The organism is Lysinibacillus phoenicis (assembly GCF_047238325.1).
Classification (GTDB): Bacteria; Bacillota; Bacilli; order Bacillales_A; family Planococcaceae; genus Lysinibacillus; species Lysinibacillus irui.
In genome coordinates this window covers 2467165-2488520 of record NZ_JBDFMP010000002.1, presented here as the reverse complement: position 1 = coordinate 2488520, position 21356 = coordinate 2467165, and the positions used below count along the sequence as shown (strand labels likewise).

21 protein-coding genes, 1 pseudogene and 1 other annotated feature are annotated in these 21356 nt (G+C 36.0%); of the genes and pseudogenes, 8 read left to right on the top strand and 14 right to left on the bottom strand.

Annotated elements, in window-relative coordinates; translation table 11 throughout:
* Window positions 1–42 precede the first annotated feature (42 nt).
* Together ABC382_RS13830 and ABC382_RS13825 are read right to left on the bottom strand one after the other, a co-directional pair.
* Window positions 43–1284 carry an MFS transporter gene (locus ABC382_RS13830; RefSeq protein WP_274795343.1) on the bottom strand — a complete coding sequence of 414 codons (1242 nt, stop codon included), beginning with the start codon at window positions 1282–1284 and terminating at the stop codon, window positions 43–45.
* A 65-nt stretch (window positions 1285–1349) separates the two neighbouring features.
* Window positions 1350–1613, bottom strand: a binding site (T-box leader).
* Between the two features lie 52 nt (window positions 1614–1665).
* On the bottom strand, window positions 1666–2289 hold the full coding sequence (locus ABC382_RS13825; protein WP_312507661.1) for a hypothetical protein: 624 nt from the start codon (window positions 2287–2289) through the stop codon (window positions 1666–1668).
* Between the two features lie 63 nt (window positions 2290–2352).
* On the opposite strand from ABC382_RS13825, the gene ABC382_RS13820 reads away from it, so the two are divergent.
* The gene (locus tag ABC382_RS13820) at window positions 2353–3321 is read left to right on the top strand and encodes a quinone oxidoreductase family protein (protein ID WP_312507660.1); all 969 of its coding nucleotides are present in this window, start codon (window positions 2353–2355) and stop codon (window positions 3319–3321) included.
* 168 nt (window positions 3322–3489) lie between these two features.
* On the opposite strand, the gene ABC382_RS13815 is transcribed toward ABC382_RS13820, so the two are convergent.
* Window positions 3490–4296 (bottom strand): EcsC family protein, encoded by an 807-nt coding sequence (locus ABC382_RS13815; RefSeq protein ID WP_274795346.1) that lies wholly within the window; start codon window positions 4294–4296, stop codon window positions 3490–3492.
* A 265-nt stretch (window positions 4297–4561) separates the two neighbouring features.
* The gene (gene pdxR / locus ABC382_RS13810) at window positions 4562–5932 is read right to left on the bottom strand and encodes a MocR-like pyridoxine biosynthesis transcription factor PdxR (protein ID WP_322606478.1); all 1371 of its coding nucleotides are present in this window, start codon (window positions 5930–5932) and stop codon (window positions 4562–4564) included.
* Window positions 5933–6029: 97 nt separating this feature from the next.
* Between pdxR and ABC382_RS13805 the strand changes: the two genes are divergently transcribed.
* Window positions 6030–6614, top strand: a complete 585-nt coding sequence (locus tag ABC382_RS13805; protein ID WP_312507658.1) for a GNAT family N-acetyltransferase — start codon at window positions 6030–6032, stop codon at window positions 6612–6614.
* 113 nt (window positions 6615–6727) lie between these two features.
* Entirely contained in the window at window positions 6728–7903 is a 1176-nt protein-coding gene (gene ldmS / locus ABC382_RS13800) for an L-aspartate--L-methionine ligase LdmS (RefSeq protein ID WP_274795349.1), read from the top strand.
* On the opposite strand, the gene ABC382_RS13795 is transcribed toward ldmS, so the two are convergent.
* From ABC382_RS13795 to ABC382_RS13765, 7 genes and pseudogenes are all read right to left on the bottom strand, one after another.
* Window positions 7900–8607, bottom strand: a complete 708-nt coding sequence (locus tag ABC382_RS13795) for an ABC transporter permease (protein ID WP_312507657.1) — start codon at window positions 8605–8607, stop codon at window positions 7900–7902. The two genes, ldmS and ABC382_RS13795, sit on opposite strands and share 4 nt — an antisense overlap.
* A complete protein-coding gene (locus ABC382_RS13790; protein ID WP_274795352.1) occupies window positions 8604–9452 on the bottom strand; it encodes an ABC transporter ATP-binding protein in 849 nt (282 codons plus the stop codon). The genes ABC382_RS13795 and ABC382_RS13790 overlap by 4 nt, the downstream gene beginning before the upstream one ends.
* A gap of 145 nt (window positions 9453–9597) precedes the next feature.
* Window positions 9598–10554: a response regulator transcription factor gene (locus tag ABC382_RS13785; RefSeq protein WP_412926938.1), complete on the bottom strand. Its 957-nt coding sequence runs from the start codon at window positions 10552–10554 to the stop codon at window positions 9598–9600.
* An 11-nt stretch (window positions 10555–10565) separates the two neighbouring features.
* Complete coding sequence (locus ABC382_RS13780) at window positions 10566–11144, bottom strand: dienelactone hydrolase family protein (RefSeq protein ID WP_274795354.1); 579 nt, start codon at window positions 11142–11144, stop codon at window positions 10566–10568.
* 128 nt (window positions 11145–11272) lie between these two features.
* Window positions 11273–11500, bottom strand: a complete 228-nt coding sequence (locus ABC382_RS13775; protein ID WP_412926937.1) for an S-layer homology domain-containing protein — start codon at window positions 11498–11500, stop codon at window positions 11273–11275.
* Window positions 11501–11518: 18 nt separating this feature from the next.
* Window positions 11519–11770, bottom strand: a pseudogene (locus ABC382_RS13770) (S-layer homology domain-containing protein); the annotation flags it as partial.
* Window positions 11758–13386, bottom strand: a complete 1629-nt coding sequence (locus ABC382_RS13765; protein WP_412926936.1) for a choice-of-anchor I family protein — start codon at window positions 13384–13386, stop codon at window positions 11758–11760. The pseudogene ABC382_RS13770 and the gene ABC382_RS13765, both read right to left, overlap by 13 nt.
* Window positions 13387–13654: 268 nt before the next feature.
* On the opposite strand from ABC382_RS13765, the gene ABC382_RS13760 reads away from it, so the two are divergent.
* From ABC382_RS13760 to ABC382_RS13750, 3 genes are all read left to right on the top strand, one after another.
* Entirely contained in the window at window positions 13655–14704 is a 1050-nt protein-coding gene (locus tag ABC382_RS13760) for an NAD(P)/FAD-dependent oxidoreductase (protein ID WP_412926935.1), read from the top strand.
* 170 nt (window positions 14705–14874) lie between these two features.
* The gene (locus ABC382_RS13755) at window positions 14875–16389 is read left to right on the top strand and encodes a DEAD/DEAH box helicase (protein ID WP_274795361.1); all 1515 of its coding nucleotides are present in this window, start codon (window positions 14875–14877) and stop codon (window positions 16387–16389) included.
* A gap of 17 nt (window positions 16390–16406) precedes the next feature.
* Window positions 16407–17186: a YqhG family protein gene (locus tag ABC382_RS13750; RefSeq protein WP_274795362.1), complete on the top strand. Its 780-nt coding sequence runs from the start codon at window positions 16407–16409 to the stop codon at window positions 17184–17186.
* Window positions 17187–17223: 37 nt separating this feature from the next.
* Here ABC382_RS13750 and ABC382_RS13745 read toward each other — a convergent pair whose 3' ends face one another.
* Window positions 17224–17544: an ArsR/SmtB family transcription factor gene (locus tag ABC382_RS13745; protein WP_274795363.1), complete on the bottom strand. Its 321-nt coding sequence runs from the start codon at window positions 17542–17544 to the stop codon at window positions 17224–17226.
* Window positions 17544–17966, bottom strand: coding sequence for an SRPBCC family protein (locus ABC382_RS13740; RefSeq protein ID WP_274795364.1), 423 nt, complete (start codon window positions 17964–17966; stop codon window positions 17544–17546). Before ABC382_RS13740 ends, ABC382_RS13745 begins: the two co-directional genes overlap by 1 nt.
* 158 nt (window positions 17967–18124) lie before the next feature.
* Here ABC382_RS13740 and ABC382_RS13735 point away from each other — a divergent pair, with 158 nt between their 5' ends.
* Window positions 18125–18763, top strand: coding sequence for a LysE family translocator (locus ABC382_RS13735; protein WP_312507655.1), 639 nt, complete (start codon window positions 18125–18127; stop codon window positions 18761–18763).
* A 33-nt stretch (window positions 18764–18796) separates the two neighbouring features.
* Here the strand turns inward: ABC382_RS13735 and ABC382_RS13730 are convergent, their stop codons facing one another.
* Window positions 18797–20110 (bottom strand): short-chain fatty acid transporter, encoded by a 1314-nt coding sequence (locus ABC382_RS13730; RefSeq protein WP_407132629.1) that lies wholly within the window; start codon window positions 20108–20110, stop codon window positions 18797–18799.
* 306 nt (window positions 20111–20416) lie between these two features.
* Here ABC382_RS13730 and ABC382_RS13725 point away from each other — a divergent pair, with 306 nt between their 5' ends.
* Complete coding sequence (locus ABC382_RS13725; RefSeq protein WP_274795367.1) at window positions 20417–21301, top strand: LysR family transcriptional regulator; 885 nt, start codon at window positions 20417–20419, stop codon at window positions 21299–21301.
* Window positions 21302–21356 lie beyond the last annotated feature (55 nt).

Below are 21356 nucleotides of genomic sequence, written 5' to 3'. Positions count from 1 at the left end.
AATTTTTTTAAAACACAAATGCTTCAGTTTTAGAAAGAATGGTTATTTCCTGCTACTCTCAATGCCTTGGTAATAGCGTCTTTTCGAAGGTCGTGTAGTTAACAGTAGTAGAATAATAGCGGTTAACAACATGAAAAAGGAAGCACTAACGACAACTGCACGGATTGTCATCCATTCAGCAACTAACCCAAATACAGCGGTGAATATAATGATAAAAAGAGCTTCAAAGAATCCGTAAATACTTCCAATTCGCCCCATGCTCTTAGTGGGAATGTTATTTTGATAAAATGTATAAAACCCTGTATTCGCAAAAGCAGTTGCAAATGACAATAGAAAGCATCCTAAAGCAGCAATAAGAAAAGTAAAGGATGAAGTAAAAACCAAATAACCTACTGCTGTTAAAAGAGAACCCATACCGATGAGCCATGCTGTAGGAATTTTTTCGACAAATGCTGAATTGGTTATAGAGCCAATTAACACACCTGCTCCTGCGAGACTGACTAAAATTCCATATTGCCCTTCTGACAATGCAAGAACTTGTGTTGCAAAAGCTGCCTCTAAAGAATCGGTTGCTGTCATCAAAACGACGGTAGTACTAAACAACAAATAGATCATCATGACGTAGCGATTTTTTAAGCTAAAACGTATGACCATTTGCCAATCATATAGTAAGACTCGGTAAAGCGATGCTTTTTCTGTTACATTATCAAATTTTTCATTAGCTTCAACATTAGGCATCTTAAAGGTTATACAGGCTGATAGACATAAAGCAATTGCATTTAAGTATATGGCCATATTGGGTGTTCCAAGTGTAAATAGTAAACCAGCAATAGCAGGACCAGTTAAAAATGCCCCAGAATCGAGAAGGCTACGCAGGGAATTAAAACGTTTCCGTTGTGCATTAGGGATCAATTTAGTGATATAAGTCATAGATGTTGGATGATACATAGTGCTAGCTACTGTAATGATAAAGACTAAGATATAAATTGATACTAAGCTAGAAAAGAAAGGGAGTAAAACGATTAGTATAGATTGAAAAAGATTTAAAATAATCATTAAATTTTTTTTATTAAAACGATCGATTAGGCTTCCTGACCAAAAATTAGTGAGCAAGGATGAGCATGCTCTTACAATATATAAGCCAGAAACAGCAAGAGCTGATTCTGTAAGCTTCAAGACAATCAGATTTAAGGCAATAAAATAGATCCATTCACCAATACTAGAGATACCAATACTACACAATAGGATAGCAGGATAGCGCCAGGCCTCTAAAGATTTTTTCATATAAATTCCTCCTTCAGCAAAGTCGTGATTTGCAAATAAAAAATCCCACCCCCAAGACGCATAGTCTTAGGGACGAGATTGTGGAATTTATACTCACGTGGTGCCACCCTAGTTCACTATTATGTCACCATAATAGCCTTTTCAGTACGACATAGTGCCTATGCTTATACTGTAACTCTATAACGGGAGTTCCCGTCGCACCATCAGTCAGATAGAAATCCAATGCGCTACTCCGAGGCTTGTTTCAATAATTCGTTCTTGCTCGTTTTCAGCAACTCGAGCTCTCTGGGAAGAACAGCCTTATTTACTCTTCTCTTCACTGTATTTTTGATAGTGTAGCATAGATAGATATTTCTGGTAAATAAACCGTTGGAAATTTAGTTAATTAATTTGCAGAAATGCCTTTAATTGTTTCATTAGCGACTGACAACACTGAATAGTGAGCGCTATATTAGAAGGGATTTCAAGTGAATGATCAAGATTTTCGAAAACAGAAAGTTTATGTGAAGTTAATTGTGCTATTTTTTCCTGTGAATAATGGGGGTCAGCTGTGCCAATTGCCAAAAAGGCATGTTTGTCTAATAGATTTGTCAATGTATGTTCCAGTGACAACAGGGGTGTAAAGAGCACATAATTAGCAGGGATCAAGGAAGGTCGCTGCATATAAAAATCGATAATAGGCATGGTACCTAAAGATTTCCCTATGTAAATAACATGTGAATAAGGTTTTGTTTGTAAAAAGTCTTCTACAATAGGATTGACAACGCTATAAACCATATTCGAAATAGCTTGAGGCTCCTGCTCGAATTGCTGTTGTGCAAATGTATAATTAATTTGAATGACATCATAGCCGAGTTCTAGCACAAGTAACTGTGAATAATAAAGAATAGGTTTGTCATAGCTATAGCCAGTCCCAGAGAACATAAAACATATTTTATCGCTATTGTTATCAAAAAAGTTGTAGGATATACCGTTGTACATATCTTGCTTCGGTTTGATTTTCATGTAGGTTCCTCCATTATTTCTATATTTAGTTTATAATTTACTATAACAAGGAGGGGGAAATAAATGAAAGCAATTGTTATGAATGAGTTTGGTGGATCTGATGTTTTAAGATATATAGATTGTCCTAAGCCTACTATCTCTGAAGGAGAGGTTTTAATACGCACATCTTTTACTAGTGTCAATTATGCAGATATTAAAAACCGTACGGGTAATAAAGCGAAAGCGAATTTCCCGATGATTCTAGGCTTAGATGTTGCTGGTGTTATTGAAGAGGTTTTCGGTGATAACAGTGCTTTTCAAAAGGGTGACCAAGTCATTGCATTCCCCAAAAGTGGCGCTTACGCAGAATATGTGATAGCAAAGGAGCAATTAGTTTTTAAAGTTCCAAGTAATGTACCTTTTGAAAAGGTTGCAGCTGTACCGACTGTTTCTTTTTTATCGTATATCTTAACACATCAGATAGCACCCATTAGTCAACATGATGCCGTATTAATTCATGCTGCTTCAGGTGGAGTAGGGACAATGCTCATCCAAATGGCAAGAAAGCTTGGTGCAAAACAAATTATTGGTACGGTAAGTAATTTAGAGAAGGCTACAATTGTTGAACAACTAGGTGCAGATCATGTCCTCATATACGATCAATTTAGTAATCATGTCAATAAATTAACAGATGGCCGTGGTGTTGATATTGTATTCGATTCTATTGCAGGAGCTATAACCGAAGAAAGTTTGGCTTGTTTAGCACCTTATGGGACACTGGTGCAATTTGGCAATAGTGGAGGCCGTGCAGGAAATATTAAAACATCAGATTTACATAGTAGCTGCCGTAATATAAAAGGGTTTAGCTTAGGCACAACTAGAGCTTCAAAACCAGAGATGTTACAACAAGTTGCGCAGGATATTTTTACTTTATTAAAAGAAGACAGCTTCCAAGTGCCAATTGCTAAAGTTTTTGGTTTAGAGGAAATGCAAAAGGCGCATGATTTTATGGAAAGCCGTCAGCATCAAGGGAAAATACTAATTAAAATATAAAAAAGTAAGGAAAAGATGACACTCTTATAGCAAAGAGTATCATCTTTTTTAGTGCTGAAAAACAAATCAATCAACCAATAGCGATTTTACGCGCAAAGGGTTTGTCGTTCCACATAAATCTTTTTAAAGGGCTATTTTGCTCCAACACTTTTGCACCATCTTTTTTCATCAACATTCTAATTCATTTAATTTTTCATAAATACGTCTTTTTCGATAGAGCATAATGCCGGTTTCTGCAACATCCTGTATCATCCCTTTATTGGCATAAGCTCCAAAAACCATCCCTGCAATGGGAATCATCTGAAACAGCTTTTTCCAGCCTAGTTGATCGCGATATGTGTAAAAAACCTCCTGCCAACCCTGAAGCTGAGAAATCATATTGTCCGAAGCTTTTTTTGTGCTATTCATTGTAGAAAGCTCCTGTAAAATCGCTTCTTTACCAACAATATCAGCAGAAGTAAACTGTAGGCACTTCACAATAAAAATACGCTCCATTTTATCATTCGGATCATAGCCATGAATCATGGCAATTTCCTGCAATGTTTTTAATGCTGTTCCTAAAATAACAGGAATATCAATAGCTAACGTAAAGATTCCACCAAAGCCAGTAGAAGCTCCTTGAACGGTAGCAAACTTTACACGCTCATTTTGTAATTGATCGCTAAGAGTGATCATGTTTTCTAATGGGATTTGACCGATATCAGCAATGGTCAATATGTGTTGAGTGGAAGAATGGTTACGGATTTTTTGCATCATTGCTTGCTCACTAATTAAATACTTTCCTCCTGATTGAATATAATTTCCCAATTCATCAACCAATAAAGCGATTTTATTTTGAATAAAGACTGGGGTCATTTTATCTAAAAGCTTAAAAGGTATTCGTCCTAACTTTTCCCAAAACCATAAATCTTTTTGATCTTTTTCCCATACTTTAATTTCCTGTAAATGCTGTTCTAATTGCTCACGGTTCTCCATCTCGTTTAATCCCCTTATGTGTCCATTTAATTTTAATGATTTAGCATATGTTATTTATTTAAGGTCTGCCGAATCTAGATCTAGCCTCCAACGGATGTCTCAGATTTTGAAGAGGAGATTTTTAAGCCTTGCTCGATAAAATCTGAACGCTTTGTTTAGCTGTACCAAAGTGATCTATGCAGAATCTGAGGCTTAATTGATATACGAAAAAATGTTTTAAAGGTTTCGCTTTATTTAATGAGTATTTCGACAAATAAAGAATAAGTCAGCGTTGCCAAACAGAAGCAAGCAGCGCAATGCCATCATTAATTTGCCCAAGTGTCAGTCCACCGTAACCAATAATGACCATTGCCTCATTGGTTCCATTTTGATAGGCAGTAGAGCAAGGGTAGACACGAATGCCTACTTCTTGTGCAAGCTGGATCGCTTTTTTCTCAGTAAGATAATGAGGTAACTTCAAAACAATATGGAGCCCTGATTTTTCACCGATTACCTGAAAGTCATTTGAAAAATGCTGAGAGATAGATGTCAGTAATGCTTGCTGTTTTTTACGATAAATTGTCCGCATTTTAGCCAAATGTTTATCGAATTGTCCTTGTGCGAGAAAATCTGCTAAGACAAGCTGGTCTACTTTGGAGACAACCGATTTTTGCTCTTGGTGGAAGGTCATAAATGGTGCGACTAAAGATTTTGGTAGAATCATATAACTTATACGTAATGATGGGAGCAATGTTTTCGAGAATGTTCCGAAATAGATAACGTGTTGAAGCTGGTCCATCTTAGCTAATGAAGGGATTGGAAGTCCCTTAAACCGAAACTCCGAATCGTAATCATCTTCTATAATAAGAGTCTCGTTCGAGATAGCCCATTGTAACAATGCAGCTCTTCTTTCCATTGTCATAATCATGCCCAAGGGGAATTGGTGAGCCGGTGTTGTGTATAACATGTGAATTGTTTTTAAGGGAAGTGTTATTCCCGAATTATCCACAGGAATTGCCTCTGTTGATAATCCACACTGCTGTATGATTGCACGTACTCGTTTAAAGCCTGGTTCTTCTAAACCAACCCGAGTAGTTGAACCAAGAAAAAGACAGAGGGCTAAAAGCTGGCTTTGCGTACCACTATAAATAAACACCTGTGAAGCGTCACACACGACCCCTCGGGAGCGTTCTACATAGCGGGCAATCTCCATACGTAAAACAGTTTCTCCTTCCCAAGGGCTTGTTGATAAGTTGTCGCAATTAAAATGCTTTTTCATGAGCTTGTGCCAAACAGCGTAAGGAAACGCTTCGTTATCCACATGGCCATTAGTAAAATCGAATTGTATGTCATCTTGGGGGTTGGTTGTGCTTGGAGCAGCAATTTGTTGTTCGACATGCTGCTGCAGCCAATCAAATTCAAATGGAGCAATGTAATAACCGGATCGTTCTTTGCTATAAATATAGCCTTCTGCAAGTAATTGTTCATAGGCTTCCTTTATAGTATGCACACTGACATCCAGCATTTGAGCAAGAGCACGTTTTGAGGGCAATTGCTCATGAGCAAGTAATCTTTTAGTTAAAATAGAGTGCTTTATTTCTTCATAGATTTGTATGTACTTAGCTGAATTTCCTGTAAATGAAATAGAGAGCTCCACATTCAAAACCTCCTTTGGTATGGTCGTTTTTTTAATAATTGGATATATCCATCATATCAATTTTGCCGTTAAATAAGTAGAAAAGGAGTGAAGTGTAGTGGAATTCATTACATTAGAAAATGAAGTAGTCAAACTAAAGCCTTTAGAGTTAAGCGATATTCAAGGACTTCTAGAGGCAGGTAGTTATCCAGAGATTTGGTCACATATGTCCACAACTATAGAAAAAAGGGAGGATGTGAATAACTTTGTGGAAAACGCACTACTTACAAGAAGCGGTAAAACTGAGTTTCCTTTTGTGATTGTGGATAAACAATCGGGGAATATTATTGGCTCTACTCGTTATATGGATATTGATGACAAGCATCAACGACTAGAGATAGGGTATACATGGCTGACACCCGCATACTGGCGCACAGCTATTAATACCCATTGTAAATATTTATTATTACAATATTGTTTTGAATACCTTCATTTACAACGAGTTCAAATCAAAACAGATCATGAAAATATCCGTTCTCAAAGAGCTATTGAACGTATAGGTGCCACAAAGGAAGGGATATTGCGTAATCACATGATTCGCAAAGATGGGACAATTCGGCATACAGTGATGTATAGTATTACGATTGAAGAATGGCCACAGGTGAAAAAACATGTAGAAGATTTATTAGTGCAAAGTAAATAAATAAAGGTATAAAATGGAATTTAATTAATCTTTAAATCCGTTTTTTCTTATAAAAAGTGTCAAAAAATAATAGGAAGGGTAGAGTACCTAAAACTTGAAAGAGGGTAATCTACTTGAAACCAAAATATACTTTAAGACAAATTTATGGTGATAATGCTGTGTATACACCAAGAACACCGTATAGTGATAATCCTTGGATGATGGATGATCCTCATAAGCTAGATGCTTTAACCTCAAGAGAAGTAGCTATTGCTGATATCCCCGTATTAGTACACCGAGCCACACAAACAGAAAAAGCTCAAGAGCTACATGAAGTGGCAGGGTTACCTTGGGTTGAACAGCCCTATAGTTATGAAACCAAAGAGGAATATTTGGCACAAATTCAATCTTGGTGTGAGGAAGGAAAGACAATTGTTTGTCAATATATCCATGACTTGGAGCACATGGATCGTCAATGCTATTGGATGGATGCCGAGAAATTTAATGAGCTGAATACAAAAGCATATATCGATCATCTAATCGACAGTAAATTCGTGCCGAGCCGTTTAAATGTTGAGACATATAGACTTTCGGATGCCATTAAAAATTGGCAGCCACCAGTTGTACTAAAGCCCGGAGATGATTCTCCAACATCTGGGGGGTATGGTGTCATCATCTGTCATAATAAAGAAGAGCTAACAGAAGGCTTACGGCAATTTCGAATGACCGGTACGGAGAGCATAATTATTGAGGAACTTTTACAGACAAAGGACAATTATAGCTGTCAATTTGTTTATTCAGAGGAGCTAGGTATTCAATACTTGGGAGCCTCTCAACAAATTACCGATGATAATGGCATTTATGAAGGGAATATTATAGTAGAAAAAGTCCCTGAAAAAGTTATTGAAGTGGGAAGACATATTATGGAACGTGGTGTTGAAGAAGGTTTTGTTGGAGTGGCTGGCTTTGATTTAATCGTCACGGAGGCGGGAGATGTTCAAGCCATAGACTTAAATTTTCGTCAAAATGGTTCTACCTCTATGCTGATGTTTCATGAAGCTTTAGGGAAGCCCATTAATAAATTTGCTTCTTATGCAGCACCAAGCCCGGAAAAGAATAAGCACTTTTTTCAAACAATCAAGACATTGATTGAACAAGGGACGTTGTTTCCGCTATCTTTCTATGATGGCGATTACTTTGAAGAGCCTATAGCATCTAGATTCGTTGGCATATGGTATGCTGATACACTAGATGAAATTGAAAAGCTAGAGCAGAAGTTAGTGTATGAAGAAGAAAAGAATGGTCATTAATCGACCATTCTTTTTTTATAGATAATTGCCGCTAAAATCCAAGAAAGAAGAGACCATACAATAATCGTAATCATAGGAATAATCACATCTGTCATAGAGTACTTACCTTCTAATGCTTCCGCTAAAAGTAATAACTGTGAGCTTGGGAGCCATTCCGCTAATTTTAAGATTGGGTAAGTCGAAGATAGAGCTAAGGCCATAGGACCGAATGAGAAGATCAACATTATAGGCAGCACAATGATAGATGCTTCCATGATTGATTTAGCAAATAATCCACAAATTGTACCTAGAGCAATATAAAACACAGCAGAAAGTAATAATGCAATTGCTAAGATAAAAAGGTTCGCAGGTTCGTAGCCAACTAGAAAAATAGCCAGTGCTACAGAAACAATTGTAATAATTAGAACAAACAAGCTTTTACCAATCAAAATATCTCCAAGTGAGGCTGGGGAGAGCATGAGACTGCGAAGAGTGTTTTTTTCTTTTTCTTCTGCAATTAAACTACATTGTACGTAGGTGGTCACTATGGAGAACGTTAAATTAATTGGTAAGAAATATATGTTAATGGTATTTGCACCTGTTTGATTATATAAAAATGCCATTACAAGTGGTAATAACACCATAGATGATACAGCATAGTTACGTGAGAATTCCTTATAATCCTTCATCAATATAGCTTGAATACGTGTCATTGAAATATTCATACTAAATCACTCCCTGTTATTTGCATAAAAATGTCACCAAGTGTTGGCTCGTTTGTATAGATACATCTAACTTGCTCTGATTGCATCCATTGATATAATTTTTCTGCATCCTGAGCACCATTTTCTATAATTTCCTGAGCACCATTTTTAAGCTCTACTGTAATAGTGTCAGTACCAAATTCTTTTTTTAGGTCTTTTGGAGCTCCTATTGCTCGGATTTTCCCTTTATGGAGGAAAGCAACACGGTCACAAAGTATTTCTGCCTCGCTCATATCGTGGGTTGTTAAAAAAATAGTTGTCCCCATATCATTTAATCTTCTTAAGCCATTATAAATATGCTGCGTATTGACAGGATCAAGTGCAGAAGTAGGCTCATCTAAAAACAATAATTCGGGCTTATGCATGATGGCACGTGCAAGTGTAACACGTTGAATCATTCCTTTTGAGAGCTGACTAATCTTCTTTTTTCGGTCTGCATATAAATTGACAAAGTCTAAAGCTTCTTTGACAGCAGAATTAGGTATCTCATATAAATTACTGTAGAGTAATAAATTTTCCTCAATAGATAGTCTTGTGTACAGTCCACTATTATCTGTTAAAATACCAAAACGTTTTCGATTTTGACTTTGCTTCATGTCAGTTGCTGGCTGACCAAATAATAGAACATTGCCAGCAGATTTATCTGTTTGTGCGGTTAATATTTTAATAGTAGTAGTTTTACCTGAACCACTCGGTCCAAGAAAGCCAAATATTTCGCCTTTCTGAATAGTAAAGGAAACATCTTGTAATGCTGTCTCTTTATTAAAAGTTTTTTTCAAATGTTGCACATCAATCACTGCGTTCATGTGTAACCTCCTGTTTGTTGTTGATGTCTATACTATAATCAACAACAGTAAGGCTCACAGTAAAAATTGCGTGAAAGGCAGAAAAATGACCTTCAGTGGAACCTTATTAAAGGTGACAGGAGTCGTTTATTTCCTGGGAAATCTACTAAATTCCGAGTATTTCCTTTAAATCTGCCAGTTTATTTTTCGACAGGGGAACTACTGTCTTTTCTGTACTGTTGAGTGCTAGGCTATAGCTATTGCGTGTCCATGTAATGATCTCTCGAACATTTTGTAGGTTAACGATATAAGAACGATGACTTCTAAAAAAGCCGAAAGGTGTCAATTTTTGCTCTAGCTCATTAAGGGATAAAGAACATGGGTATGCTTCACCAGCAACAAAGACAGAAACAACCCCATCAACACTTTCAATATAATCAATTTCAGGTGGATTAAATAAAATAATCTTGTCATTTTTCTTTGTAGGAATCTTATCAAGCCGAATTGGTGCGCTCTCAAATGGCTGTGGAGTATGTTCTAGCTCCTCCTCCTTAACATCCAATGTATGTAAACCAGTTCCATCTAGCCTATGTATAACCGTACTTGTAATCATTAAGTCTTCCAAATTATTCGAGAGTAAAATAATACTTTTTTGTTGCTCGACTAAGCGTTTTAATAATTTTTGGATATTTTGTTTGGAAAAATCATCAATGTTTTGAAAGGGCTCTTCTAAAACTTGCATAGGCGATTGGTGGAGATATGTAGTCAAAAGCTTTAATCGCTGTTTTTCACCAGTAGAAAGTTTATGGATTTTAGTGTTTTTTTGTTCCATAAGGCTAAGTAATTTTAATAAATTCTCTTTTTCCCTAGTTGAATGATGAAAAAGCTTTAAAAAAAACTGTAAATGCTCGAGGACAGTTAGGCGCTCATACAAGGCACTCTCACGAAAGTATGTAAAAGTATTCTTTTGCTTCATAAACCATTGCATCAATGTATGTATTTTAGAAACATCAGTGTAGATCCCAATGATTGTACCAGGTTGTAAGGACAGGTGAAAACTTGGATAAATAACATTACCTCCTTCAATATAGGGATCAACGTCAATATTAATGTTACGTTCCATCTTTGTTCCTCCTAAATTTTGTTCTCTTGTAAAAAGCTTTTAATGTCAGTTTGTGCTTGTAGGAAGCTACTGTAGCAATAATTAGAGTTGGACGCATCCATAAAACCATGAAGCCCCTGATATTGTTTCAGATGGACATTTGGTATGCTCACAAGTGCTTGTTTTAAGGTTTTAACATCAAAGCTACTTTCCTGACTAGGTAAAATAACCAAGGTTGGACAGGAAGGTCTAACATCTATATATTGACGTATACGTGAACCATAAACACAAACGATTCGGTGGAGGGGAAGTGCTGATAATCTCCAAGCTAAAGTGGCCCCTACACTATATCCAATTAATACTACTTCTTCGTAGTCTTCACATGCTTTTAGCAGTTTTTGTGAAAGTAATTCAATAGGAGTATCGAATCCAACTGTCTGTACGAAAAAGTCATAAGCTTGTTTTTCCTGTTCATATGGAAAGGAAAGTCCCTCTGGATAGAGCGAAATACAGGTAGTAGTTGTGTTGTCATCACAGTAAGCTCTCTCCTGTTCTTTAATAAAATGATTTACCCCATATATTTCGTGTAATATAAATAGTATCCTTTTCATGATTACCTCTTTAACTTTTTCCAATAGTTTATCAAAAAGTAACGTTAACGTATATTTTGGAAATTTATGAATGTTCCTTTTTGAAATGAAAAAAAGCTGTCCGACTACTCGAACAGACTTTTTCAATATTAGTATGATTGAACAAATAAACGATAAAGAATGGACGCGATAGTAGCACGAGATAATGTGCTTTGTGGTTCGAAAAGTTGTTGTTTATCTCCTGTTAAAATTCCAGCTTGTTGTAAGCTATAAATGGCCTCTTTAGTATGAGCGGAAATAGCAGCATCATCCTTGAATAATAGCTTTGGCTGATGCTTTGATAATGGTTTTTCTATTAGCTTTGTAAAATTATACAAAATTACGGCAGCTTCCTCTCGGCTAATAGGTTCATGAGGCCTAAACTTTCCATCTGTTGAATCAACTAGCTTATGTTCATGAGCCCAAGCAATAGCTTCAGCAAAATAATCATCTGGTTTTACATCTGAAAAAGGGGCTTTTGTTGTAGTGCTAATCCCCTGTGCTCGACTGAGAACAGTAATAAATTGTGCTCTTGTCAGTTGTGCGTTTGGATAAAACTGATTTTTTGTGATGCCATTAAATATCTGAGTGCTTGCTAAGTATTCAATAGCTGTTTGAGCCCAGTGTCCTTGTATATCTGAAAATGTACTGTTATTCGAGTTGCCAAATGTAAAAGCAGTAACAGTGCCACTAACCTCGTGGGCAGCAATAAAGTTGGAAGTCCAGTAATACTTGTGGATGCAGGAATAAAGGTTAAACCTTCTGGTGAAACATCTCCCTTTATGTTTTCACTAAAATCTCGTTCATTGAAATATTGAACAAACTCTGGAGCATCCGGCTTTGTAATATCATACATCATAATGCCACCAACTCGTTCTATACCGATAAAGGCATACGTACGATCACCAATTTGCCCGATTTTTACATCCTCTGGTTCAGGTCCTTTTTTACCGCTGCGATTATCAAGCTTAGTATTATTATTGGAAGCATTGAAGTATTCAGGCAATGAATCAGCAATGACTTTTTCAAAATCACTACCGCTATCATAGATCTGTGTCATTGTATCGGCTTCATAGATTGAGAAAGACCGTGCACCGAAGCTATATAACTTTCCTTGTTGTAAACCATCATAATCAGATGAATCAAAAAGAACAACATCATTTCCTTTTAATTCCGTTTCTTTTTCATTTATGTAACCATTCCAATCACGTGAATCGCCTTCATTTGCTGTGACTAAATACGTTTTACCATTTACCTCGTAGGATGCAATTCCATCAGGCATATAGATTCCAAAAAGATTCTCTGTAGTAATATTGATTTTGTTATCTTTCATAAAATCCAGAGCATTTTTTTCCTTACTATGATCCTTAAAACCTAATGGTTGTATATTTATCCATTCACCCATTGTAAGATCTAGAGTAGCAATAGCATTTGCTTCTTGTAAGGTAATATAGGCTTTATCACTCATACGATTAACAGCTATATATTCTGGTTCAAAATCAACGGACGGATTCGTTTTCTTCTTTAGAATTATTCCTTTAGCCACAAGATCCTCACGTTGAGCGTCCATAGCCTTAAAAGTTATGTTTTTAGCGGTGGCTTTTGTCATATCAGTTGAGAGCTCAATTATACTGACGCTGCCTTCGGGATCTGTGGCCATCTCATAACCTTCTCGGGGTTCACCTTCATTTGCTACAAGTATCTTCTTTCCATCCGGGGTAAAGGTGATCATATCAGGCTGTTTACCAGCTTCCACAACATGAAGGATTGTACCACTGTAATCTAACAATACAGCTAATCCATTATCATTGTAGTCTGCTGCTTGTACTGCGGCTGCGATGATATCCGATTCCGTGCTAATACTAATACTTGTCACGTCCCCATATGAGAAGTTTGGTTTTACTTCTTTTAATGCCTTTTCAAGATTTATGAATTTCTCTGCTTTTAGGGTAGTAAAGGGCGTATTTTTTTGTAAAGGGACAACCTCAATTTGCTTAGTCGTCCCGTTGATCACATAATATTTGTGATTGTCAGCATTGTAAGCAACGATTTCGGTTGCGCCGCCATCCTCATTTTTTACACCAGAATCATACCGAGAGGAGACATTTAAGGTTAATTCAGACGGTATTTTTTCTACCGCATAGGATTGATTTTCTCCCACTAAAAAGGAAGCTAAAGCTATAGAACAACCTGCTGCCATTGCGGCTAATTTTTTATACTTCATACATATTAAACCTCCAATTAAAGTTAGTTTAAGCGTACCTGTCCAATGTAAAGGCCGTATAAAGATTAATTAAAGAATAGTAAGATTTAGCAAAATATAAGGTTTTCATTATCATTTTAGTTGATAATGATTATCATTATCGTATAATGAGGTAAGGAGGAAATATAAAGTAATTTTTGTATATGAAAAGTAAACAGTTAGAGCTGTGGTAGGTAAGCCAATGCTATGGCCTTGGGATAGGAATAACAAATGAAAGGTGTGTTAAATATTGTTAGAACAAGAATTGTATGATGTAACAATCATTGGTGGGGGACCTGCAGGTTTGTATGCTAGTTTTTACTGTGGTTTACGTGAAATGAAGACAAAGTTAATTGAATCACAGCCACAGCTTGGTGGTAAAATCCATGTTTACCCAGAGAAAATGATTTGGGATATTGGAGGAGTTACGCCCATTTCAGGTGGGCAACTTATTAAACAATTAGTCGAGCAAGCCTTAACGTTTAATCCTTCCATTTATACAAATGAAAAAGTGCTGTCAATTGCCAAAAATAAAGAAGGAATTTTTGTCGTTACAGCTGAATCTGGAAATATTCATTATTCTAAAACGGTTATTGTTGCTATTGGTGGTGGCATTCTGAATCCTCAAAAAATCGAAATTGAGGGAGCTGAACGCTTTGAAGTATCGAATTTAAACTATACAATCAAATCCTATGAAAAATTTAAAGATAAGACAGTAATAATATCTGGTGGTGGTAATACCGCTGTAGATTGGGCATTAGAGTTAATGGAGGTAGCTTCCAAGGTATACTTAACTTATCGAAAAGATAAATTGTCTGCACATGAGGCTCAAATAACAGAGCTTACGAATAGTGCCATTGAGTGTCATTATAATTCTGAAATTACCAAGCTCATTGCAGACGATCAAGCAGGAATAATTAAAGCGATTGCTTTAACGAATCATGAAACAGGCACTGTAACAGAAATTCCTGTCGATGAAGTGGTTATCAGTCATGGCTATATACGTGATAAGGAGTTATTAGATAATAGCCCGCTAGCCATTGAACGTAAAAATGACTATTTTATTGCTGGTTCAATAAATAGTGAATCTTCCATTCCGGGTCTGTATGCTGCAGGTGATATTCTGCATCATGCTGGTAAAATCCATTTAATTGCTGCAGCATTTCATGATGCATTACATGCAGTCAATAGTGCGAAGAAGTATATTCAACCTGATGCTTCAGAGGGTGGTATTGTTTCCTCACATAACGATATATTTAAACAACGTAATCGCAAGCTATTGCAGGAAAGTTTAAAATGATAATTCCTAGGAACACTAATAAACTGTTGGTGTTCCTTTCTTTCTGTTTTCACATGCTTGATGAGGAAAATGATGTTCTATAAAATTGCCCCACTTAGTTGTTTTTTATCGGAAGGAACATAGATTTCCCTTTTTTGGACAACCTAAGCTAGAAATAATGACATGAGGTGATGATCATGAAAATAGAAAGGTCGTCCGAGTGGGAAGAAGGATTTGTTAATCGATTAAATCATCTTGAGAAATGGCATAGCTGGACATTGTATAAGATGAATTATGATATTGTGAAAATGAAATTGATTCCTGACTTTACAGGATTACAAGCTACGAAGTATTTACCTAATTTAAAGCCGCTGACACATCAGCTAGAAGCAGCTGAAACTGTAATTGAACGCATGAATGGAAAGGCTATCTTAGCTGATGAAGTAGGTCTTGGTAAAACGATTGAAGCTGGTTTAATTTTAAAGGAGTATCTCATTCGAGGTCTTGTCAAAAGGGCATTAATTTTGGCCCCTGCCTCTCTAATTAATCAGTGGATAGAAGAGTTAAATGTTAAATTTCATATACCTGCCATCGCCTATAAAAAAAATTGTCCGATAGAGCGCTACGATGTCTTAATTATGAGTATGGATACAGCAAAAAAAAGTCCTCATAGAGAGCGTATTTATGAGCAAGATTATGACATGATTATTATTGACGAGGCACATAAATTAAAAAATAATAAAACACAAATTTATGAATTCGTTCAAGGTTTAAAGAAAAAATTCTGCTTATTATTAACAGCCACACCTATACAAAATGATGTGTTCGAATTGTTTTATTTAATCTCATTATTAAAACCGGGTCATTTAGGGAACTATGATACCTTCCAATCGGCATTTTCAGCTAGTAAGCATCATTTAGAACATGATGATTATTTGAAAGAATTAGTCAATCAGGTTATGGTGAGGAACCGAAGAGAAGATACGGGTATAGAATGGACGAATCGTTGTGTTCAAATTGTACCGATTACTTTTACGGACGAAGAAAGAGAAGTTTATGATATGCTTGGAAACCTTGAAAACACAGGATCATTTTCATTAATTACATTGCAAAAGGAAATGTGTAGTAGTAAGGAAGCGACAGCATTAACATTAACAAATATGCTGGAAGAGCATGCACAGTCACAAGATATTGAAGCAATTATAGCAAAGGTAATGGCTTTAAAAGTAAATTCAAAAGCAGAAAAAACGCTAGAAATTGTGAAGCAAGCAAATGACAAGGTTATCATTTTTACTGAATATCGGGCTACACAAATTTATCTACAGTGGTATTTACACTCTAATGGTATAACGAGTGTGTTGTTTAATGGTAAATTTAATAAAAGTAAACGAGATTATATGAAGCATCTTTTTAAAGAAAGAGCACAAGTACTTATTGCTACAGAGGCAGGTGGAGAGGGGATAAACCTTCAATTTTGTCATCATGTTATCAATTATGACTTACCATGGAATCCAATGAAGCTAGAGCAAAGGATTGGTCGTGTCCACCGTTTAGGTCAGGAGCATGACGTCCATATTTATAACCTTGCTATCGAAAATACCATTGAAGAAAAAATCTTGGAATTACTTCATACAAAAATAGATGTGTTCGAGAAAGTGGTTGGTGATTTAGATGCCATTTTAACTAACTTTAAAGAATCCGTATGAGGTAAGGAGGAGCAGCCATGTATCCGCAACAAGTCCATCACTATTTAAAGGAATTTTTTTCTGAGAATGACTGTGCCATTTTGGTAGAAGAAAATCATTATTTAACGGTGCAACTAACAGTAGATATTGATAAAAGAATTATGAATAGGCCGTTTTACTGGCAGTATATAGAAGCGACGAATAGTGAGCCAAACCCAGCTCAAGTAACCTTTATTACAGATCAGTCAGCACTATCAGGCAATGTATTTGGAGAGGCAATTCATTACGGTTCGCCACGTCTAAATCAGCTATTTTTAGCGACAAGGGAGCTTGGTGCATATGTACAATTGTTTGAAAAGGTTGATCGAGATATGGGACAGGTCATTTTAACGCCCTGGCTAGGCGTTAATTTTAAAGTTTCCTATTGCTGTGATCGTACGAAAGAAATGCTTTATTCATTTGGTATCAATTTATTAACGGGTGTTATCAAGGAGGATTTTCATGAAACGATTTGTTCTTCGGATTTTGACACAGAACCCGCAGACAATGTATTTCATGTGCAATATATTATAAAGCCAACGCGAGCGCTTGAAAGATTAAAGGCTACAATAGAGTCAATTATTGAGCAGGACGATCATTCATGGGCAAATGAAGCACAAAAACGATGGCAACGAGATCAACGAGTTTTAGATTATTTTTATGAAGATGTAGAGGAAAAACCAGAATGTTATGAAATTGAAAGAAAAGCATTAGAGGAGCAATATGAATCTAAAATTAAAATTGACATAGTGAATGGCGGATTATTTTATCTCTTTTAAGAAGGAGCTGTCTGAAATAAGGACAGCTCCTTTTCTTTTATGAATCTTCAACCAAGCTCTGTAGCTGAGCCAATTTATTGTCCCAAAATAAATGGAAATATTGCAGCCAATCTTCAATTTCTTTTAAACGCTCGCTATGCAGCGTATAGATTTTCTCTCTACCCTTTTTTTGGGCAGAAATAAGCTCTGCCTGTTCTAATATTTTTAAATGCTTCACGACAGCAGTTCGACTTATGTCAAAATGCTCGGAAATATTAGAAATGGGTCTATCAGTTGCTGCAAGGAGCTGTAAGACATTTCTTCTTGTAGGATCAGCAATTGCTTGAAAAACATCATACTTTACTGCTGATTGAGACATTAGGATTCGGCAATCTCTTTTAATTTTTGATGAATAATCATTGTCCACCCGCCATCCATTTTTGTACGGATAGCTTCAGCAGCTGTGTTGGCTTTAGGGATAATATGTGAAGCTTCCTTCCAGCCTCCATGTGTTAAGGTAAATTCAGTTTGCTGTCCTACTTCTTTTAGCTCAAAAGTTACAAACCAGCCATCCTCATCCCAGGCAAATCGCAGAAAATGTGGGGCATCTACACGTTCTACCTTACAAGGTGAAGGTCCAAAAGGTGATTGAATAGTGAATTCGTGGCCTTCGATAGGTTGAAAATCATTTGGCATAAACCAAGTAGCAATCTTTTCAGCCGTTGCTACTGTTTCCCACACTTTTTCAATAGGGGCGTTTAGTGTAATTGTTTTGACAATATCCTGTAATTGTTCAGTCATGTTGAGTTACTCCTTTGTTGATGATATATAACCATAAGGTGTTATGAATATATAACACCTTATGGTTATATGTCAATAAAAATAATTTCTATCTTTTTGTAGGGCGATGCTTGTGCTACAATTAATTAAAATTTTCTGACAGATGGTGAGGGGATTTTATGGTCAACATATCTGTGTTCTTAGTTATGTGCATTTTGCTCATTATTTTACCTGGTCCTGATACAGCCATTGCCACAAAAAATACGTTAACTGTAAGTAGAAGGGGAGGGTTGCAGACAATAATAGGTTCTTGTTGTGGTTTATTGATTCATACATGTGCAGCAGTTATCGGACTTTCAGCTATTATTGTGAAATCTGCCTATATATTTGCCGTATTAAAGTATGTTGGAGCGGTTTATTTATGTTATTTAGGTATAAAAACCTTGTGGACACTTCGAACAATACGCACACAACCGCCTGTTGTAGAAGATGTGGAAAGCATGGATCACAAATATTCTCAGCAATCTTGCTTTAAGCAAGGGTTTCTAACAAATGTGACAAATCCAAAGGTCGCTGTATTTTTCCTAACATTTCTTCCGCAGTTTGTGGACGGTACAAGCGGGACATTTTTTCCTTTTTTAATAATGGGTTTAATTTATACAGCATTAACCATGTTATGGTTTGTCTTTTATGTCTATCTTTTAGATCGAATTAGCGCATTTATGAAAAGGCCATCGACGAAGGCTATTATCGAAGGGGTAACTGGCGCTGTGTTAATAGGCTTTGGAATTAAATTAGCATTAGAAAAAGCCCACTAATTTTGTTGGGCTTTTCTAATGTAATATAAAATGTTAGAAGAAAAGGAATCCTATGCTAATAATGATTCCGGTATAAATTAAAATAAACAAACAGAAGCCCATAATATCTTTTGCCTTTAACCCAGCAATAGCAAGAGCAGGCAAAGCCCAAAATGGCTGAATCATATTCGTCCATGCGTCTCCCCATGCAATTGCCATAGCTGTTTTCGCATAATCTGCCCCTAATGCCGTCGCAGCATCTAACATAATAGGCGCTTGCACAGACCATTGTCCACCACCTGATGGAACGAAGAAATTGACTAATCCTCCTGAGAAGAATGTAAATAGATAGAAAGTATGTTCATTGGAAATACTCACAAACCATTGAGAGAACACTGCAGCTAAACCTGAATCTGTCATCATTCCCATAATGCCCGCATAGAAAGGAAATTGAATAACGATACCTGTAGTTGTTTTAATGGCATCCTGTGCTGCCGCAAGGAAACGCTGAGGAGTACCATGAAAAATAATGCCCAAAACAATAAAGATTGTATTGACTACATTTAAATCTAGGGCAAAGCCTTTTGTAATAAAATGATGAAATAAAAAGACAAGTCCAATTAAACCGATTAATATCGTTAAAATATAGCTACGCTCCGAACGACTTGCGAAGTTATTTTCTGGCTTAGGTAGTGCGACTTTTTCTTCCTCTAATAATGAGGGCTCAACTTCAATTGTATCTTCGTCCTTTGGCATCATCCAGCGATTAAACAAAGGTAAAGTTAAAGCTATTACAATAACAATAAATAAGTTATACGTTGAAAATAGTGTAACATTTGTTGGTATAACACCAATTAAATTTGCAAAAGGATGTCCCTCAGTTGCAATGGACAGGGGAATAGAGCCTGCCAATCCTCCATGCCAAATGATAAAACCCGAATAAGCACTAGCAATTAATAAGCGGTAATCTACTTTCTTTACATGACGAGCAATTTCCTTTGCAAATAAAGCCCCAATGACAAGACCAAATCCCCAGTTAATCCAACATGCTATAAGTGATATGAATGTTACAATAATAATGGCCATGCTTGGTGTCTTTATTTTACTAGCTACAGCTGACAACCCTTTTTTGAAAATTGGGCTATTTGCCAGTATATGTCCAGCTGCTAACACAATGACCATTTGCATCGTAAATTCTAATAATTTCCAAAAATTACCTCCCCAATAAGTTACCATTTCGAGAGGTGACGAATCAGTAAGAGAGACCCCTAATAACAGTACTAAAACTGTGAGTATAGTGACAAATATGTATGGGTCGGGTAAATACTTTTCCATAATAGTATTTGAAATCTTTGTTAATGTTTTCATTCATGAATCCCCTTTCTTTTTTTCTGCATCCCCTACACTTAATATTACATAGAGATTATTGCGAATAAAGAGAAAATTTGTATAAGGTACGATAAATAAAACGTGAAATAGAAATAGATGTTTTGGGATTTTAATAAACGTGACCTAAATTAATGTTATTGTAATCATATGAAAGCCTTACAGCTATAGTATTCGGATACAAATTTTTTTAGAAGAAGGACTAGCAATATCAGAGAAGAATTTATTACTATATAGGAGTTTTTTAAAATAATTCATAACAAATTAGAATAAATGAGGAAGATGTTTATGGAATTACGAGATTTAAAAGCTTTTATGGCTGTGGTTGAACATGGAAGTTTTACGAAGGCAGCGAATGAATCGTTTGTATCGCAGCCTTCATTAAGTAAAAGCATTAAAAAATTAGAAGATACATTGCACGTTGAATTGTTAAACAGATCTACACGTAATGTAGAGTTAACAGATGCTGGAGATATAGTCTATAAACAGGGGCAAAAAATAATGCGCTCTGTACATGATTTGCATATTTTACTGGATGATTTATTACATATTAAAACTGGCTCAATCAAGTTAGGAATTCCACCTTTAATTGGTACATTATTTTTCCCGAAAATAGCTAGGGACTTTCATCAACAATATCCAGAAGTCCATTTAGAGCTGGTAGAACGAGGAGCAAAAATGGTAGGTACGTTAGTAGAAAATGGCGAGGTGGACATGGGAATAGTTGTGCTGCCCACTGATGAAAGGAAATTTTCAGTTCAGCCATTTGTAGAGGATCAATTTTTCGTATTTATTAATGAATTACACCCATTAGCTCAACAACAACATATACAATTACAAGATTTAAAAAATGAAACTTTTATTATTTTTGCTGAGGAATTTGCATTACATGATTATGTTATTAAATCATGTAAAAATGTTGGGTTTACACCCTATGTGGGCTATAAAAGTTCGCAATGGGACTTAATAGTTGAACTAGTTTCCTCCAATTTAGGTGTGACACTACTGCCATACTCCATTGCTGCCAAACAAACAAATACTAATGTCAAAATTCTTCCTCTATATAATTTTGACATGCCATGGCGTCTGGGAATTATTACAAAGAAAAATACATATCAATCCTATGCATTAAAACAGCTACTCAAAACGGTTCGTATGCAAGAAGATAAGTGATTTATTCTATTTAGGAATAAATAGTATTCAAATTAATTCCTTTACTTGTAAAATA

Coding starts and splice junctions, on each gene's coding strand:
- ABC382_RS13830 (WP_274795343.1), bottom strand. CDS start 1,284: ATGAAAAAATCTTTAGAGGCCTGGCGCTATCCTGCTATCCTATTGTGT.
- ABC382_RS13825 (WP_312507661.1), bottom strand. CDS start 2,289: ATGAAAATCAAACCGAAGCAAGATATGTACAACGGTATATCCTACAAC.
- ABC382_RS13820 (WP_312507660.1), top strand. CDS start 2,353: ATGAAAGCAATTGTTATGAATGAGTTTGGTGGATCTGATGTTTTAAGA.
- ABC382_RS13815 (WP_274795346.1), bottom strand. CDS start 4,296: ATGGAGAACCGTGAGCAATTAGAACAGCATTTACAGGAAATTAAAGTA.
- ABC382_RS13795 (WP_312507657.1), bottom strand. CDS start 8,607: ATGAATATTTCAATGACACGTATTCAAGCTATATTGATGAAGGATTAT.
- ABC382_RS13790 (WP_274795352.1), bottom strand. CDS start 9,452: ATGAACGCAGTGATTGATGTGCAACATTTGAAAAAAACTTTTAATAAA.
- ABC382_RS13785 (WP_412926938.1), bottom strand. CDS start 10,554: ATGGAACGTAACATTAATATTGACGTTGATCCCTATATTGAAGGAGGT.
- ABC382_RS13780 (WP_274795354.1), bottom strand. CDS start 11,144: ATGAAAAGGATACTATTTATATTACACGAAATATATGGGGTAAATCAT.
- ABC382_RS13765 (WP_412926936.1), bottom strand. CDS start 13,386: ATGAAGTATAAAAAATTAGCCGCAATGGCAGCAGGTTGTTCTATAGCT.
- ABC382_RS13755 (WP_274795361.1), top strand. CDS start 14,875: ATGATCATGAAAATAGAAAGGTCGTCCGAGTGGGAAGAAGGATTTGTT.
- ABC382_RS13750 (WP_274795362.1), top strand. CDS start 16,407: ATGTATCCGCAACAAGTCCATCACTATTTAAAGGAATTTTTTTCTGAG.
- ABC382_RS13745 (WP_274795363.1), bottom strand. CDS start 17,544: ATGTCTCAATCAGCAGTAAAGTATGATGTTTTTCAAGCAATTGCTGAT.
- ABC382_RS13740 (WP_274795364.1), bottom strand. CDS start 17,966: ATGACTGAACAATTACAGGATATTGTCAAAACAATTACACTAAACGCC.
- ABC382_RS13735 (WP_312507655.1), top strand. CDS start 18,125: ATGGTCAACATATCTGTGTTCTTAGTTATGTGCATTTTGCTCATTATT.
- ABC382_RS13730 (WP_407132629.1), bottom strand. CDS start 20,110: ATGAAAACATTAACAAAGATTTCAAATACTATTATGGAAAAGTATTTA.
- ABC382_RS13725 (WP_274795367.1), top strand. CDS start 20,417: ATGGAATTACGAGATTTAAAAGCTTTTATGGCTGTGGTTGAACATGGA.